Genomic DNA, 15,991 nt, shown 5'->3' on the forward strand with positions numbered 1-15,991 from the left:
TCGCAACCTCGCTCGACACCGAATACAAGAAGCCCGGCCAGCTTTCCAACCGCTATGCGGTCGAAGGCACGGATTTCGATATCGGCCATGGCGACGTTGCAATTGCCGCCATCACCTCCTGCACCAACACGTCCAACCCATCGGTGCTGATCGCCGCCGGCCTTCTTGCCCGCAACGCCGTTGCCAAGGGCCTGAAGACCAAGCCGTGGGTCAAGACCTCGCTCGCACCTGGATCTCAGGTCGTCGGCGAATACCTCGCCAAGTCCGGCCTGCAGGCCGATCTCGACAAGCTCGGCTTCAATCTGGTCGGCTTCGGCTGCACCACCTGCATCGGCAACTCCGGCCCGCTGCCGGCGCCGATCTCCAAGACGATCAACGACAAGGGCCTGATTGTATCGGGCGTTCTCTCCGGCAACCGTAACTTCGAAGGCCGCATCTCGCCCGACGTCCAGGCGAACTACCTGGCTTCGCCGCCGCTCGTCGTCGCCTACGCGCTCGCAGGCTCCGTGCAGCTCGACCTGACCAAGGAACCGATCGGCGAAGACCAGAACGGCAAGCCTGTTTATCTGAAGGACATCTGGCCGACCTCGCACGAGGTTCAGGAGTTCATTCAGAAATACGTCACCCGCGAGCTTTACGAGAGCAAGTATGCCGACGTCTTCAAGGGCGACGCCAACTGGCAGGCGGTGCAGGTTCCTCCGGGCCAGACCTATGCCTGGGACGACAACTCGACCTACGTGCAGAACCCGCCTTACTTCGTGGGCATGGGCAAGAAGGGCGCCGGCGTTTCCGACATCAAGGGCGCTCGCGTTCTCGGCCTGTTCGGCGACAAGATCACCACCGACCATATTTCTCCGGCCGGTTCGATCAAGGCTGCCTCGCCGGCCGGTTCCTACCTCATCGGTCATGGCGTCGGCGTCGCCGACTTCAACCAGTACGGCACGCGCCGCGGCAACCATGAAGTCATGATGCGCGGCACCTTTGCCAACATCCGCATCCGCAACCACATGCTCGGCCCGAACGGCAAGGAAGGCGGCTACACCATCCACTATCCGTCCAAGGAAGAGACGTCGATCTACGATGCGGCCATGCAGTATAAGGCCGAAGGCGTTCCGCTCGTCATCTTCGCCGGTGTCGAATACGGCAACGGCTCATCGCGCGACTGGGCTGCCAAGGGCACGAACCTGCTCGGCGTACGCGCCGTGATCGCCCAGTCCTTCGAGCGTATCCATCGCTCGAACCTGGTCGGTATGGGCGTCATCCCCTTCGTCTTCGAGGACGGCACCACCTGGGCCAGCCTCGGCCTGAAGGGCGACGAGCTTGTCACCATCGAAGGTCTGGAACACATCAAGCCGCGCGAGCGCAAGATCGCCAAGATCACCTATGGCGACGGCTCGGTGAAGGATGTTCCGATCATCTGCCGTATCGATACGCTGGATGAGGTCGTCTACGTCAATAATGGCGGCATCCTGCAGACAGTTCTGCGCGATCTCGCCGCCTGATAGACGCTAGAACCATGCTTGAACGCCGCCGGGGGGGAAATCTCCCGGCGGCGTCTTGTTTTTCACGGTGATGTGTTCGACGCGGCTGCCATGCGGTCTGGGCCTCACCCCTTCGTGACTTTGCGTCATCGCACTAAACCATTATCTCTTGTTTCAGGTTTTTCAGGCTTGATGTGGATATGATCATCCAAGGCGTGAGCGATTGGAGTCTGTGGGGCAGACGGCTGTAGGATACAGAGGTAAGATGGTAATGCGCCTTCGATTTTCGGTTCCGCTTCTGGCAGGCATCGCGCTCGCAAGTTCGCTGCATGCGCAGGAGGCCACGAAAATCAAAGGTGTCGTCGAACTCTTCACCTCGCAGGGCTGCGCGTCCTGTCCTCCGGCAGATGCGGCGTTCCGCAAGCTGATCCGTCAAGGCAATGTGGTCGCGCTCGCCTATCATGTCGACTATTGGAATTATCTCGGCTGGAACGACACCATGGCGTCCAAGGAGAATACGGCGCGCCAATATGCCTATGCCCGCACGATGGGCCGCAGCGGCGTCTATACGCCGCAGGCGATCGTCAATGGCAGGGACCATATGAACGGCGCCGATCTCAATGCCATCAACGTTAAGCTCGATGATTTCCAGCGCCTTGGCGAGGGGCTGACGGTTCCGGTGAGTGCAGCCATGAAGGGCGACGAGCTGGAGATCAAGATCGGCGCCGGACAGGGCAGGGCCAACGTGGTTGCCGTCTATTTCGACAAGGAGCAGATGGTGGCGCCGAAGGGCGGGGAAAACACCGGCCAGCAGATCGCCTATATGCATGCGGTATCTGATGTCGAGACCGTCGGCATGTGGGACGGCAAGGTCACGAGCCTCGTGCTGCCCTCAACCGTGCTCGATAAGGCGGGCCGGAGAGGTCTTGCTATTCTGCTGCAATCGTCGACGCCTTCGGGCGATCCAGCCGCCATTCTTGGCGCGACTGTCCTGACGGTCGGTTCGGACGGCTGAAGGGCTTTTACGACTCTCGGCCCTTGCCGGAAGCTTGCTGTTTCGGCTTGTGCGGAAAAGATTCCCTATCTGGCTTGTGCCAAAAAGCTCTCTATTTCGGCTGGCGCCGAAAAGGGTCCCTATTTCGGCTGGCGCCGAAAAGGGGAGGTGCCCGGCGAGGACGCATTCGGGGCTGGGGTTTAATCGATGCGCCCCGGCCGGGCCGTTTGACGCGGCGGCGCCAAACGGCTCCCTATACTTCCTGTAAATTAGGCGTCGTTTTGACTGAAATGCGGCGCTGACGAGATGCTTTCGGCCACAGGAAAGAAATTGTGAGGTGCCGACCGCCTTGCAATTTGAAGCGGCTGAGGCAAACTGTCATTCTCGTGTCATGAGATAGCCCCTGGGGGATTAATGACTGATCAGCCGGATTTGCGACATAGCGAAAGCCGCTCCGTGGAAAATACCTCTTCCGTCGTCGTTGATCTCAGAGAATACAAACAGAGCAAGGATCCGCTGCCGGTGACCTTCCATCGGCGGGAGCTGGACGCGATTCTCTGGATCTATGGCCGCATGGTCGGCGAAGGCGAGTGGCGCGACTATGCCATCGACCATCTGAAGGAGAAGGCGGTCTTCTCCGTGTTCAAGCGTTCGGGCGAAATGCCGCTCTTCCGCATCGAAAAAAACCCGAAGCTTTCGGCCAAGCAGGGCGCCTTTTCCGTCATCAACACCAACGGCATGATCCTGAAGCGCGGCCACGATCTGAGCCAAGTTCTGAAGGTGTTCGACAAGCAGCTGAAGCTGGTCGAGAAGTAGTTTCTCCGCATTTGTGGAGAGTATGGCAGCCCCCCTCTGTCCCCTCGGGACAGGGGGTATCAGAGTGCCGCCTATGATAGACTCGGTTTAGCCTCCAAACAAAGTTCCCGGATAAACCGACGGATCCGGATCGGTACCGGTTCCCTCGCCGAGTGCCTTCTGCATCAGCATCGTATCCAGCCAGCGGCCGTGCTTGTAGCCGGTGCCCTTGAGTAGACCGACTTCGGTGAAGCCAGCCGCCCTATGTACCGCGACCGAGGCCGGATGGGCGCCGCCGATGACGGCGATCATCTGGCGGAAGCCGAGCGCCTGACAGCTTTCGATGAGCGCATCGAGCAGCAGCCTGCCGACGCCGCGTCCGCGGGCCTCCGGTGCCAGATAGATCGAGTCCTCCACCATCCAGCGATAGGCCGGCCGCGTGCGGAAGGATGATGCATAGGCATAGCCGAGAAATGCGCCGGTCTCGTCTTCAGCGACGAGATAGGGATAGCCCTTGTCGCGGATCGCCTCGAACCTGGCCGTCATTTCCTGCTGGCTCGGTGGGGTGATCTCATAGCTTGCCGTGCCGTTGAGGACGGAATCGCGATAGATTGCCGTGATGTGGGGAAGATCGTCTGCGGTAGCGCTGCGGAGGCTGACGGACATTGTTTTCATTGCCTGATCTGCGGTTTACGAAGACCGCTATCAAATAACAGTGCTACCTGCCAGGCAAATAAAAAGGCGGCCGAAGCCGCCTTTCCGTTCTCATTCATGCTCTGCGATCAACGGCGGTTGCCGAGGAATTGCAGCAGGAACATGAACAGGTTGATGAAGTCGAGGTAGAGCGACAGGGCGCCCATGATCGCCTTGCGGCCAGCGACGGTCACATCGTCGGCGTCATAGTACATTTCCTTGATCCGCTGCGTATCGTAAGCGGTAAGGCCTGCGAAGATCAGGACGCCGATCACGGAGATCGCGAACTGCAGGGCGGACGAAGCCAGGAAGATGTTAACCAGCGAAGCGATGATGAGGCCGAAGAGACCCATCATCAGGAACGAGCCCATCGCCGACAGGTCTCGCTTGGCCGTGTAGCCGTAGAGCGACAGCGCGCCGAAGGAGGCGGCGGTCACGAAGAAGGTCTGCACGACGCTCTGGCCGGTGTAGATGATGAAGATCGACGACAGCGACAGGCCTACCAGCGCGGCGTAGACCCAGAAGGTCGTCGTCGCGGCAGCCACGCTCATGCGGTTGATCCTGAAGCTCAGGAAGAAGACCATTGCCAGCGGGGCAAGGATGACAACCCACTTCAGCGGGCTCAGATAGATCGCCTGGCCGAAGGCCGTGATCTGTCCGTTTGCGAAAGCGAGCGAGAAGGAGAGATAGGCGGCAACACCCGTGATCGCCAGACCCAGCGCCATCAGGTTATAGACCTTGAGCATATAGGCTCGAAGGCCCTCATCTATCATCGCACCGGATTGCGCACCGCTCTGCGTCCGGTTTTGGTAATTGCGAAAGTCAGCCATGTTTTCCTCTTTCAAGCTCCGATGTGAGTACGGTGTCGGGTCTTTCAAGGCCCAGGCGCCGCTGCGGAGCTCAGCATGCCTGCACAGAATATGAGGCTTTCGGGCGTCGTACACAAGGGTCAAGCGGGTAGGCTCATGTTAAATCGATGTAATATCGCGCCGAATCACCATGTCCCGTCAGAGCATGATGCCGAAAACTGTGATCGGCTTTCGGACGACATCATGCTCTACTTCTTTGAGTTTAGAGCGGATTCAGATTTTAGGTCGAACAGACCTAAAACCATCCGGCTCTAATACGCAAAGACGAATCAAAGCTCGCGCAGAACGGGTGCCGCCTTCTGGCCGAGGATGCGCCAGGTGCCGATCAGGCCGATGCCGACCGTCAGCACCAGAGCGATGACGAGCGTCGATAGGGCGACGTCGGGCAAGAAGGCCGAGGGCAGGCGCATGATGCGGCTGACGATGTACCAGGCGGATGCGGAGCCGGCGATCAGCGCGAAGACGGCGGTAGCAGCACCCAAAATCAGATATTCGTAGCTGAAGGCACGGATCAGCGTCGCCCGCGTTGCGCCGAGCGTCTTGAGGATGACGGCATCGTGCGTGCGAGCGCGGTTGCCGGCAGCGAGCGCACCGGCCAGCACCAGCACGGAGGCGATGAGCGCAACAGAGGCAGCGGAGCGGATGGCGGTCGCCAGCTGTCCCACCAGCGTGTTGACGACATCGAGAGCGTCCTTGACGCGGACGCTTGTTATGGTCGGGTAGGTATTGGTGACCTTTCTCAGGATCGTCACTTCCTGCTCCGAGGTGGCGGACGTATCGGTCAAGGTCGCAAGCCAGGCGTGCGGTGCGCCCTTGAAGGTATTGGGCGAGAAGATCATCACGAAATTGATCGACAGCGACTGCCATTGCACCTTGCGGAAGCTGGCGATCCTGGCGGTGACATTGCGGCCGAGCACGTTGACAGTGACCTTGTCGCCAAGCTTCAGGCCGAGCGCCTTGCCTTCCTCTTCCGAAAAGGACACCAGCGGCTCGCCGCTATAATCCTTGTCCCACCATTTGCCTTCGGTGACCGAGGCGTTTTCCGGCACCGTATCCGCATAGGTGATGCCGCGATCGCCGCGCAGCACCCATTGGCCCGCGGCCGGCACCTTCATCTTGGTGACATCCTCGCCGTTGAAGGCGACGATCCGGCCGCGCAGCATCGGCGCTTCGACGAGTTTGCCTTTCGGGTCGATGTCGAGGACGATCTTGCGGAAGCCTTCGAGCTCCGGCCCCTGAATATCGACGAAGAAGAAGTTCGGCGCCTGTTCGCTCATGCGGCCCATCAGTTCGCGGCGCATATTGCCGTCGATCAGCGTCAGGGTCACCAGGAGCGCCAGGCCGAGGCCGAGCGACAGCACCACAGATGAGGTGAGCGCTCCGGGCCGGTGGATATTGCCGATCGCCAGGCGCAGGGCCGGCGAGCGCACGCGCGGGCTGCGGCGGGCAACCCAGGACACCAGGGCTGCCACTAGGCGCAGCACGACGAAAGCTCCGGCAATCGACACGACGAAGACAATGGCAATGAAGCGGTCATAGGCGGTGACGATCGCCAGAGCGGCAAGGGCCGCCATTAGCAGGCCGGCGGCGAGCAGGTAGGGCCAGCCGGGCAGGCGGCGTGCCTCGAAGCCCTGCTCCCGGAACAGCGCCGTCGCCGGCACCTCGCGGGCGTGGCCGAGCGGCGGAATGGCGAAAGCAAGCGTCGTCAGCAGCCCGAACAGGGCCGCCAGGGTCAGTGCGCCGGGATAAATCCTCGGCGCGGTCGAAATCGGCAGGAATTCCGCCATGAACTGCGAAGCGATCATCGGTGCGATGGCGCCGAGAACGAGGCCGGCGGCTATGCCGGCAAGTGCGATGACGGCGATCTGGATGAGATAGATCAGCACGACGACGAAGGCTGGAGCGCCCAGGCACTTGAAGGTGGCGATGGTCGTGCGCTTCGAATCGAGGAAGGCGCGGACGGCATTGGCAACGCCGACGCCGCCGACAATGAGCGCCGCCAGACCGACCAGTGTCAGAAACTGCGAGAAGCGCGTGACATTGTCGGCAAGCTGCGGGGCGGCACGGTCGCTGGTGCGGATCGACCAGCCCGCTTGCGGAAAGGCGGCATTGGTGCGGTCGCCGAGATTGCGAAGGCCGGTTGCGGGATCGGCCATGCGGATCTTGTAGGACTGCTCGACGAGGCTGCCCGTCGTAATCAGACCGGAAGCGATCAGGGCATCGCGGCTCGTCAGCAGGCGCGGCGCGAAACCGAAGCCTTCGGAGACGGCGTCCGGTTCCGTCGTGATTGTGCCTGATATACGCAGCTTGGCGTTGCCCAGCAACAGATCGTCACCGACCTTGAGGTTCAGGCGCTCCAGCAGCAGGGGCGCGACGACCGCACCATAGGTGCCGTCCTGGGCGGCCAGCAGGGTTGAGAGCGGCTGGTTTGGCTCGGCTTCGAAGGTGCCGTAGAGCGGATAGGCGCTGTCGACGGCTTTGACCTCGACCAGCGCCTGGTCCGAGCCATCGGGCATGCGTGCCATGGAACGCAGGCCCGTGGAGCGGGAGACTTTGCCCAAACCTTGGAGATAGGCCAGTTCCTCCGGCGTCGCCTCGCGATTGCGCAGCTCGAAGCGGGCATCGCCAGCAAGCAGCGATTGCCCCTGCGTCGAGATCGCGTCGGTGATCGAGTGGGAAACGGAATTGACGGCGGCGATCGCGCCGGTGCCAAGGGCGATGCAGGCGAGAAAGATGTAGAAGCCGCCAAGGCCGCCGCGCAGTTCGCGCATGGCAAGGCGGAAAGCGAGCCTCAGGCGCAATCCCGTCGCGCTCATGCCATGGCTGCCTGGCTGGTGCGCGTGCGCATGCTGTCGTTCTCGATCTCGCCGGAGCGGACGCGGATCTGGCGCGAGCATCGGGCGGCGAGCGCGGGATCGTGGGTGACGAGCAGCATGGTCGTGCCGCGCTCGGCCTGCTGGGCAAAGAGCAGGTCGGCAATCTGCCGGCCGGTATCGGTATCGAGATTGCCCGTGGGCTCGTCGGCGATCAGCACCGCCGGAGAGGGTGCGAGGGCTCGGGCGATCGCCACGCGCTGCTGTTCGCCGCCGGAAAGCTGGCCGGGATAGTGGGTGAGTCTTTCGCCAAGCCCCACCGCCTCCAGCTCGCGCCGGGCGATGTCGAAAGCCTCGCGAACATTGGCAAGTTCCAGCGGCACGGCGACATTTTCGAGCGCCGTCATGTTGGCGATCAGATGGAAGGATTGGAAGACGATGCCGATATTGCGGCCACGGAAATCGGCGATGCGATCTTCACTGAGGCTGTGCAGCGGCGTATCGCGGATCAGAAGTTCGCCGCTGTCGAGCTTTTCCAGGCCGGCCAGAACCATCAGCAGGGTGGACTTGCCGGAACCGGAGGGGCCGACGATGCCGACGGCCTCGCCCTCCATGATCGTCAGGTCGATGCCCTTCAATACATGGACCGATGCGGCGGCCCTGCCGAGCGTCAAATCCGCCTTCTTCAGCTCGATGATGGTTTTTGCCAATGCGAACGCCCTATATACCAGAGAACATCGGAGACAATGACGGGCGCACTGGCCCGAGCAGCGAATCTAGGGAATGGATCATGGGTTTTAAAGTTGCCGCACTTCACTTCGCTGTCATCACTTTCGGTCTTTTGTTTGGCGCGATGGGTGCCGCAAACGCACGGACCATTCAACTGGTCGGCTTCGGCGACAGCCTAATGGCCGGCTATCAGCTCCCGCCGGGCGACGGGTTCCCGGCCAAGCTGGAGGCGGCGCTGAAGGCAAAGGGGCTGGATGTGGCCGTCGCCGATGCCGGCGTTTCCGGCGATACGACATCGGGCGGACTGTCGCGCATAGACTGGTCGGTGCCCGATGGGACCGACGGCGTGATCCTGGAACTCGGCGCCAACGACGCGCTGCGCGGCATTCCGCCGGAGCAGACGGAAAAGAACCTCGAGACGATGATCGAGCGGCTGAAGGGCAGAAAGATCCCGATCCTTCTCGCCGGCATGCTGGCGCCTCCGAATATGGGGGCCGATTACGCCGAGAAATTCAATCCGATCTACAAGCGGCTGGCCGACAAATACCATCTTCCGCTCTATCCATTCTTCCTCGACGGCGTGGCAGCTCATGCGGATTTGCAGCTGCCTGACGGGATGCATCCGAACCCCAAGGGTGTCGATGTCATGGTCGAGCATATCTTACCGGCCGTTATGAGTTTTGTAGGGATGATTGACGCAGGTGCGAAATAGATGCTTGCACCGGCTGCAAATGCGTGATTCCCTACCTATACCTGCAAGAGATTCGGGGAGTGCTCGTCATGCCGAGACTTTTTACCGCCCTCGAAATTCCGCGCAATGCGGCCATGAGCCTGTCATTGTTGCGCGGTGGTCTCCCGGGAGCCAGGTGGATCGACGTTGAAAATTATCACATCACTTTGCGCTTCATCGGCGATGTCGATGGCCGCACGGCGGATGAGATCGTCGACCGGCTGGACCGGATAGATCGGCCTGAGTTCCAGCTTCGGCTGGAGGGCATCGGTTCCTTCGGCTCCAAGAAGCCGCATTCGGTCTGGGCCGGGGTTTCGCAGACGCCCGACATGTTCGCCCTCCAGAGCGAAATCGAGCGCATCTGCCAGCGTATCGGCCTGCAGCCGGACCCCCGCAAGTTCACGCCGCATGTCACGCTCGCCAGGCTGAAATCCTCGCGGGTCGACGATGTCGTGCACTATCTCTCCGGCCGCGGCAACTTCTATACCGCGCCGTTCACCGTTGGGCGTTTCGTGCTTCTGTCCTCGCGCGAGTCTGTGGGCGGCGGTCCTTATCTCACCGAAGAGATATTCCCGCTTCATGAGCCTCGCAGCACTTTCCCGGCCTTGGGCAAGAGCGCGCTGCAACCAGCGAAGAGCATGGTGTAAACAGCTTCGAAATCCTCGCGGTCGCCATAATAGGGATCGGGAATGTCCCTGTTGCTGCCAAGCGCGAGGGCGTTGAAGAGATGTAGCTTGCCGAGGGCATCCGTCGATGCTGCCTTGCGCAAGTTCTTCAAATTGTCTTGATCCATTGCCAAGATCAGATCGAACCTGCCGAAATCGGCGGGTTCCATGCGTCGAGCCTGCTGACCGGAAATATCGATCCCATGATCGGCCGCAACTGCGATCGAACGGCGATCGGGGCGTTCTCCCTGATGCCAGCCGCCGGTCCCGGCCGAATCAATTTCGAATTCGTGCGCGCGGCCGGCCTTGCTCGCCAGATGCCTGAATATGCCTTCGGCGAGGGGTGACCGGCAGATATTGCCGGCGCAGACGAAAAGAATCCTGTGACGATCCATGCTATCGTTCCACCGCTGGAGCTTTTCCGCTTTTCTTCGAAATGCGAAAACGCCCCATCCTTTTGCTTTTACGCAATTCCGGACGGAAAACCGCTGCGCACTTTTCCTGGAATTGCTTTAGAGAGGAGTGACGTGTCATGAAATATGAGAAGCTCGACCGCACGGCAATCGATGACAATCTTGCCGAGCTCTCCGGCTGGGTGCTTGCGGCCGACGGTCTTTCGATCTCCAAGACGTTCAAATTCCGCAATTTCGTGGAGGCCTTCGGCTTCATGACGGAATCGGCCCTTGCCGCCGAAAAATTCAACCACCATCCGGAATGGTTCAATGTCTATTCTCGCGTCGAGGTAAAACTGACGACGCACGATGCCGGCGGCCTTACCGATCACGATATCAAGCTGGCAAAGGCGATGGAGAAGGCGGCTGCGCGCCGGCTCGATTGAATCGCTGCAGGCGATCACCATATGTTGACACGGCCCGGACGACGGGTGCGAACAGAGGTGAATGGAATGGATGACATCAAGTACGGGGAAATCCTGATGCCTGGTGACGAAGAAGCCCAAAAAGAGCAGGAGAAGTCGGTGCGCAGCAAATTCTGGCCGACATTGCGCAGGGCTGCCCGCCATATCCCCTTTTCCCGCGATGTCGTGGCTGCCTTTTATTGCGCACTTGACCCGCAGACGCCGACCCGTGTTCGCGGCATATTGCTGGCCGCACTCGGCTATTTCGTCATGCCCATCGATATCATCCCCGATTTCTTCGCCGTCATCGGCTACACGGACGATGTCGCGGTGCTGACGCTCGCCTTCAGCATGATCAAGGGCCATATCCGCCTGGAACATTATGAAGCCGCCGACCGGGCTCTGGAGAACGAGCCGGAGGCCATGAAGACGGCCTGACGCCGGCTTTGCGGATCTGTTCTGAATCCTCTCGGGTTTCCAGAGCTTTATGAGGCCTTCCTGAATTTAGCGAGGTCAAATTCTTGCCCAAATCTTTCTGTCTTAAATCGGACCTGCAGGATGGTACTCCACCATCCGGGTTTTCCAATTCCTTCTGATGCGTTTCAAACTTTGCGCGATATCTGGATTGAAATGGCACGGAGCTGGTGGCGGGCAGCGCTCCGTTGACGGTTTGGTAACCTGAATAAAGTCAAAATAGGGCAGCTCACGAGCGAAGGCGCGCGTCAATCGAATCGCCATGAGCTCTGGACCGCAAGAAATCGGCAGGAAACCATGTTTGTAAAAAGCTTCGCAATCGCCCTCTCGCTCGTTCTGGCCGGAACCGGCATCGCGTCCGCGCAGACCAAGAAGCCGAAGCAGACGCAGGCAGCGCCAGCAGCAGCGCCGGCGTCTCCCACGCGTATCCAGCAGTTCGACGCCTGGGGCGCCTACTCCTACCAGTCCGCCGGCGGCAAGGTTTGCTACGTTCTTTCCGTGCCGACGGCCAAGGCGCCGGCATCCGGCATCGATCACGGCGATAACTTCTTCATCGTGTCGCAGCGTCCAGGCCAGAATATTTCCTATGAACCCCAGGCAATGATGGGCTATCCGCTGAAGGAGAACTCCAAGGTCAACGTCGTCATCGACAACAGGACCTTCGTGATGTTCACCAAAGACAAGGCGGCCTGGGTCGAGAATGCAGCTCAGGAGCCCGCATTGGTTGCCGCACTGAAGTCCGGCCATTCGCTGAAGGTTACGGCGACCTCCAAGAAGGGTACGGGGACGTCCTATACCTATTCGCTGAAGGGTGTAAGCGCTGCGCTGAAGCAGATCGAAAACTGCAAATAGATCGAAGGCCGAGAGATCACGCGAATGTGATCCTCCCGTCGCCGCGACCGTGATGATGAGGCCGGCCACATTGACCGGCCTTCTTGTTTTCAAGGGCCGACCTCACGCCTTCGAGGGAAAGGGATGACGCGGACGGAAATTAATGCTAAAGGCGCGCCAACGATAGGTGCGCGGCAAATAGCTTGTCCCGCCGCCGCATGAATCTTCAGATTTCCGTGCCTTGTCCGCATCCGCAGCTTTCGCCAGCTTTTGCGGCATCGCCGATGTGAACCGTTGGAACGATCCTATGTCCGCCACCGATGTCATAACTCCCTCCAAGCTGAAGCCGATGCCGGTATCGCAGCCTGTCGAGCTTTCGCCGAAGCCGTCGCTGATCGGCATGACGCGAGAGGAAATGAGTGCCGCCCTCAGGGAAAAGGGCGTTGCGGACAAGCAGATCAAGATGCGCGTCAGCCAGCTCTGGAACTGGATCTACGTGCGTGGCGTTTCCGATTTCGATGCCATGGCCAACGTGTCGAAGGACATGCGCGAAATGCTGAAGACGCATTTCACCATCGCGCGTCCCGAGATCGTCGAGGAGCAGGTTTCCAATGACGGCACCCGCAAATGGCTGCTGCGCTTTCCGCCGCGCGGCGCCGGCCGGCCCGTCGAGGTCGAAAGCGTCTATATTCCGGAAGAAGGGCGCGGCACGCTTTGCATCTCGAGCCAGGTCGGCTGCTCGCTTACCTGTTCCTTCTGTCATACCGGCACGCAGCGCCTCGTGCGCAACCTGACGGCGGAGGAAATCCTGTCGCAGCTGCTTCTGGCGCGCGATCGTCTCGGTGATTTTCCCGACCGCGAGGCACCTCAGGGCACGATCATGCCGGCCGAAGGCCGCAAGGTCAGCAATATCGTCATGATGGGTATGGGCGAGCCGCTCTATAATTTCGACAGCGTCAAGCAGGCGCTGCTGATCGCGTCGGATGGCGATGGCTTGTCCTTGTCGAAGCGGCGTATCACCCTTTCCACCTCGGGCGTCGTGCCGGAAATCTACCGGACCGGCGACGAGATTGGCGTCATGCTGGCGATCTCGCTGCATGCTGTCCGGGACGATCTGCGCGACATGCTGGTGCCGATCAACAAGAAATATCCGCTGAAGGAGCTGATGGACGCCTGCCGCGCCTATCCCGGCCTCTCGAATGCGCGGCGCATCACCTTCGAATATGTGATGCTGAAGGGCGTCAACGACAGCCTCGAGGATGCCAAGGGCCTGATCCAGCTTCTGAAGGGCATTCCGGCCAAGATCAACCTCATCCCCTTCAATCCCTGGCCTGGCACGAATTATCAGTGTTCCGACTGGGAGCAGATCGAGAAGTTCGCCGATTTCATCAATTCGGCCGGTTATGCCTCGCCGATCCGCACGCCGCGCGGGCGTGACATTCTTGCCGCGTGCGGTCAGCTGAAGTCGGAATCGGAACGCATGCGCAAGACGGAGCGATTGGCATTCGAAGCGATGATGATCGCCAATCACGGCGAGGATTGAGATCGATGCTCCTCGGACTGCGCAAGCCGATACGCCTCCTATGGGGCTATCTGGCCGCTTGCGCGCTGATGGGCTTCGTGCTTGCCGGCGTTGCCGCCTACACGCTGCCGGGAGCGGGAGTGCCGGAGCTTTTCGCTCTGACCGTCGAGATGACCAAGGCGGCGATGATCGTCAGCATTTTGCCGTCTCTCGTCGTCATTCCGATAATGGAATGGCGCGGCATGCGCCGATGGTACGGCTACGCAATTTTCGGCGCGACCCTGTCGGCGGTCGCATCCATCCTGATTTCCGGTGGCGTGGAGCGGCCGCAGACCCTCAATCTCATCACAGTTGCGGTCTGCTTCGCCTTCCTGGGAGCTGCCTGCGCTACCGTCTACTGGCTGATTGCCGGACGGCATCCCGTCCTCAACGAGCCTGAGTAAAGAAGATCTTCGCCGCAAAAATCGAGAAGACGCCGGCAAAGGTGTAATCCAGGCCGCGCATCACGCCACGGTTCTGCTGCAGCCAGGACGAAAGACCGTCGGCGGCAAGAACGACCAGCATGTTCACCGGCATGCCGATCGTAATGAAGAAGAGGCCGAGGAAGAGCAGCTTGTGCGTGACGGCGGGATCGCCTGCCGTGACGAACTGCGGCAGAAAGGTCATGAAGAAGATGATGACCTTCGGGTTCAGCAGATTGACCCAGAAGCCGGTGGAAATGTTGGCGAGCGGCGTGCCCTTGACGGCATCGACCTTCTTCACCGACAGGCTGGAACCGAAACGGATCGCCTGGATCGCGAGCCAGAGGAGGTAGGCCGCACCTCCCGTCTTCAGGACGGTGAAGGCGACCGGAGATGCCGTTATCAGCGCCGAGATGCCGAAGGCCACCAGGCAGGTATGAACGATGACGCCGAGGCTGGTGCCGAGCACCACGAAGAGCGCCGCCTTCTTGCCCTGCGCCAGCGCGCGGCTGATCGAAAGCGTCATATCGGGGCCGGGCGTCATCGCCAGCAGCAGGCTTGCTGCGGAAAAGGCAAAAAGGGTAGGCAGGCTGGGTATGAAGTCCACGGGAATGCTCCGAAAGCCGGACAAGGGTCTGTCTCGTTCTTACCCGGCTTTCGGTTGATTGCAAATCAATCCTTCTTTTCCAGGAAGGCTTTGAATTGATCGGCATAGTCGGCGTGCCAGCGTGATAGCGGCGGGCGGTTCTCGATGATATCGCCGGCCGCCCAGAGCATGCGGCGTTCGTCGACGGGCCTCGCCACGTCGTTGTCGGGGCAAAGAATATAGAAATCGCCGCGCTTCAGGCTTTCCACCATGAAGTCGACCGTCTGCTCCGGCGTCCAGGCGCCGGCAGGCTTTTCCCTGCGCTCGCCTTTCGTCAGGCCTGTGAAGACGAAGCCGGGAATGAGGAGGTGTGCCGAAATCTTCGCGCCGTCCGTGTTGCGCAGCTCATGCTGCAGCGCTTCGGTGAACACCTTCACGCCGGCTTTCGAGACATTATAGGCCGGATTGCCGGGAGGAGTGGTGATGCCCTGTTTCGAACCGGTGTTGATGATGAGGCCCGCTTCACCATGAGCCAGCATGCCGGGTCCGAAGACGCGCGTGCCGTTGATGACGCCGAGCAGATTGACGCCGAGGATGGCGTCCCAATCGGCCTGACCGCTGAAGATCGACGTTTCCGGGCCGATGCCGGCATTGTTCATCAGCACATGCACGCGGCCGAAACGCTGCAGGACGGCGCGCTCCAGCGCTTCCAGCGCTTCCTTGCTGGCGACATCGGTCGCGACGGCCAGCACATGCTCCTCGCCCGCGATCGACTTGAGCTCGGTAGCAGCTTGGGCCAGCCGGTCACCGCCGAGATCGGCGATGACGACGCTCATGCCGAGCGAGGCGAAATATTTGGCGGCGGCAAAGCCGATGCCGGAAGCGCCGCCGGTGATGACGGCAACGTTGGATTTCTTGAAAATGTCTTGAATATCGGTCACGAGCGGCGCCCTCCTCAGGCATTGTTCGGTCGCCGCCGAATATGGTACTTTCGGCAATCAAGTCAAACCGCTGGAGGTCGCGCCCGTGACAAAACATATGTCCGTAGAGATCGACGAGCAGATGGATGCGTTTATCGGCGAGCAGATCAGCCACGGCAATTACGATTCGCCAGGCGAGGTCATCGACGCCGCGCTGAAATTACTGCGTGGCCGGGCGGAGATAGAGGCGATTGCGGCGGCGATTGCCGAGGGCGAGGCCTCAGGCGAGCCGGAGGAGTTTGACGGTGAAGCGTTTCTGACCGAGCTGCACCGCAAACATGTCCGTTAAAGGCAGATCCTATAAGCTCTTGCCGAAAGCATGACGGGATTTAGAAGCTATTTGGCGATACATTTGAGGCTTGGTCTCTTCAGCAGGCAAATACTTATTATAACGAGCTGATTGGTTGTTTTCCGGAATTGGCAGCTGGGACCGCACGCGGTCGCAAAGTCAGCGGCATCAAACGAGACTATCTCGCTCTCGCCTCCGGCGCACATTTCATTAACTATAAGGA

Annotated in this window: 18 protein-coding genes; 11 read left to right on the forward strand and 7 right to left on the reverse strand. The window is 60.4% G+C overall.

What is annotated here, in order from left to right:
• From acnA to Q4Q11_RS26050, 3 genes are all read left to right on the forward strand, one after another.
• Positions 1-1,502, forward strand: a 1,502-nt coding sequence (acnA, locus tag Q4Q11_RS26040) for an aconitate hydratase AcnA (protein ID WP_498571292.1), incomplete at its 5' end; no start/stop codon positions are given.
• A 250-nt stretch (positions 1,503-1,752) separates the two neighbouring features.
• Positions 1,753-2,496, forward strand: a complete 744-nt coding sequence (locus Q4Q11_RS26045; protein ID WP_498571297.1) for a DUF1223 domain-containing protein — start codon at positions 1,753-1,755, stop codon at positions 2,494-2,496.
• 393 nt (positions 2,497-2,889) lie between these two features.
• Positions 2,890-3,291 (forward strand): DUF2794 domain-containing protein, encoded by a 402-nt coding sequence (locus Q4Q11_RS26050; protein WP_112504570.1) that lies wholly within the window; start codon positions 2,890-2,892, stop codon positions 3,289-3,291.
• Between the two features lie 87 nt (positions 3,292-3,378).
• Here Q4Q11_RS26050 and Q4Q11_RS26055 read toward each other — a convergent pair whose 3' ends face one another.
• The 4 genes from Q4Q11_RS26055 to Q4Q11_RS26070 form a co-directional block, all read right to left on the reverse strand.
• On the reverse strand, positions 3,379-3,936 hold the full coding sequence (locus Q4Q11_RS26055) for a GNAT family N-acetyltransferase (protein WP_112504568.1): 558 nt from the start codon (positions 3,934-3,936) through the stop codon (positions 3,379-3,381).
• A gap of 116 nt (positions 3,937-4,052) precedes the next feature.
• Positions 4,053-4,793 carry a Bax inhibitor-1/YccA family protein gene (locus tag Q4Q11_RS26060; protein ID WP_112504566.1) on the reverse strand — a complete coding sequence of 247 codons (741 nt, stop codon included), beginning with the start codon at positions 4,791-4,793 and terminating at the stop codon, positions 4,053-4,055.
• A 308-nt stretch (positions 4,794-5,101) separates the two neighbouring features.
• Positions 5,102-7,648: an ABC transporter permease gene (locus tag Q4Q11_RS26065; RefSeq protein ID WP_498571293.1), complete on the reverse strand. Its 2,547-nt coding sequence runs from the start codon at positions 7,646-7,648 to the stop codon at positions 5,102-5,104.
• Positions 7,645-8,355, reverse strand: coding sequence for an ABC transporter ATP-binding protein (locus tag Q4Q11_RS26070; RefSeq protein ID WP_113214861.1), 711 nt, complete (start codon positions 8,353-8,355; stop codon positions 7,645-7,647). The genes Q4Q11_RS26065 and Q4Q11_RS26070 overlap by 4 nt, the downstream gene beginning before the upstream one ends.
• Positions 8,356-8,435: 80 nt before the next feature.
• Between Q4Q11_RS26070 and Q4Q11_RS26075 the strand changes: the two genes are divergently transcribed.
• Together Q4Q11_RS26075 and thpR are read left to right on the forward strand one after the other, a co-directional pair.
• Positions 8,436-9,086 (forward strand): arylesterase, encoded by a 651-nt coding sequence (locus tag Q4Q11_RS26075; protein WP_112504558.1) that lies wholly within the window; start codon positions 8,436-8,438, stop codon positions 9,084-9,086.
• Positions 9,087-9,154: 68 nt separating this feature from the next.
• The gene (thpR, locus tag Q4Q11_RS26080) at positions 9,155-9,751 is read left to right on the forward strand and encodes an RNA 2',3'-cyclic phosphodiesterase (protein WP_112504556.1); all 597 of its coding nucleotides are present in this window, start codon (positions 9,155-9,157) and stop codon (positions 9,749-9,751) included.
• Here thpR and Q4Q11_RS26085 read toward each other — a convergent pair.
• On the reverse strand, positions 9,682-10,164 hold the full coding sequence (locus Q4Q11_RS26085; RefSeq protein WP_113214860.1) for a low molecular weight protein-tyrosine-phosphatase: 483 nt from the start codon (positions 10,162-10,164) through the stop codon (positions 9,682-9,684). The genes thpR and Q4Q11_RS26085 overlap by 70 nt on opposite strands.
• Positions 10,165-10,301: 137 nt before the next feature.
• Between Q4Q11_RS26085 and Q4Q11_RS26090 the strand changes: the two genes are divergently transcribed.
• From Q4Q11_RS26090 to Q4Q11_RS26110, 5 genes are all read left to right on the forward strand, one after another.
• Positions 10,302-10,607, forward strand: a complete 306-nt coding sequence (locus Q4Q11_RS26090; RefSeq protein ID WP_113214859.1) for a 4a-hydroxytetrahydrobiopterin dehydratase — start codon at positions 10,302-10,304, stop codon at positions 10,605-10,607.
• 66 nt (positions 10,608-10,673) lie between these two features.
• A complete protein-coding gene (locus Q4Q11_RS26095; protein WP_112504552.1) occupies positions 10,674-11,063 on the forward strand; it encodes a YkvA family protein in 390 nt (129 codons plus the stop codon).
• Between the two features lie 333 nt (positions 11,064-11,396).
• Positions 11,397-11,951, forward strand: coding sequence for an invasion associated locus B family protein (locus Q4Q11_RS26100; RefSeq protein WP_498571294.1), 555 nt, complete (start codon positions 11,397-11,399; stop codon positions 11,949-11,951).
• Between the two features lie 286 nt (positions 11,952-12,237).
• Positions 12,238-13,473 (forward strand): dual-specificity RNA methyltransferase RlmN, encoded by a 1,236-nt coding sequence (gene rlmN, locus Q4Q11_RS26105; protein ID WP_113214857.1) that lies wholly within the window; start codon positions 12,238-12,240, stop codon positions 13,471-13,473.
• Between the two features lie 5 nt (positions 13,474-13,478).
• Positions 13,479-13,895 carry a hypothetical protein gene (locus Q4Q11_RS26110; protein WP_112504546.1) on the forward strand — a complete coding sequence of 139 codons (417 nt, stop codon included), beginning with the start codon at positions 13,479-13,481 and terminating at the stop codon, positions 13,893-13,895.
• Here Q4Q11_RS26110 and Q4Q11_RS26115 read toward each other — a convergent pair.
• Positions 13,879-14,520: a LysE family translocator gene (locus Q4Q11_RS26115; protein ID WP_498571295.1), complete on the reverse strand. Its 642-nt coding sequence runs from the start codon at positions 14,518-14,520 to the stop codon at positions 13,879-13,881. The genes Q4Q11_RS26110 and Q4Q11_RS26115 overlap by 17 nt on opposite strands.
• Positions 14,521-14,585: 65 nt before the next feature.
• Positions 14,586-15,440 (reverse strand): SDR family NAD(P)-dependent oxidoreductase, encoded by an 855-nt coding sequence (locus tag Q4Q11_RS26120; protein WP_498571296.1) that lies wholly within the window; start codon positions 15,438-15,440, stop codon positions 14,586-14,588.
• Between the two features lie 85 nt (positions 15,441-15,525).
• Here Q4Q11_RS26120 and Q4Q11_RS26125 point away from each other — a divergent pair, with 85 nt between their 5' ends.
• Positions 15,526-15,768 carry a type II toxin-antitoxin system ParD family antitoxin gene (locus tag Q4Q11_RS26125; protein ID WP_113214855.1) on the forward strand — a complete coding sequence of 81 codons (243 nt, stop codon included), beginning with the start codon at positions 15,526-15,528 and terminating at the stop codon, positions 15,766-15,768.
• Positions 15,769-15,991 lie beyond the last annotated feature (223 nt).

The organism is Rhizobium sp. UFLA01-1127 (genome assembly GCF_059803845.1).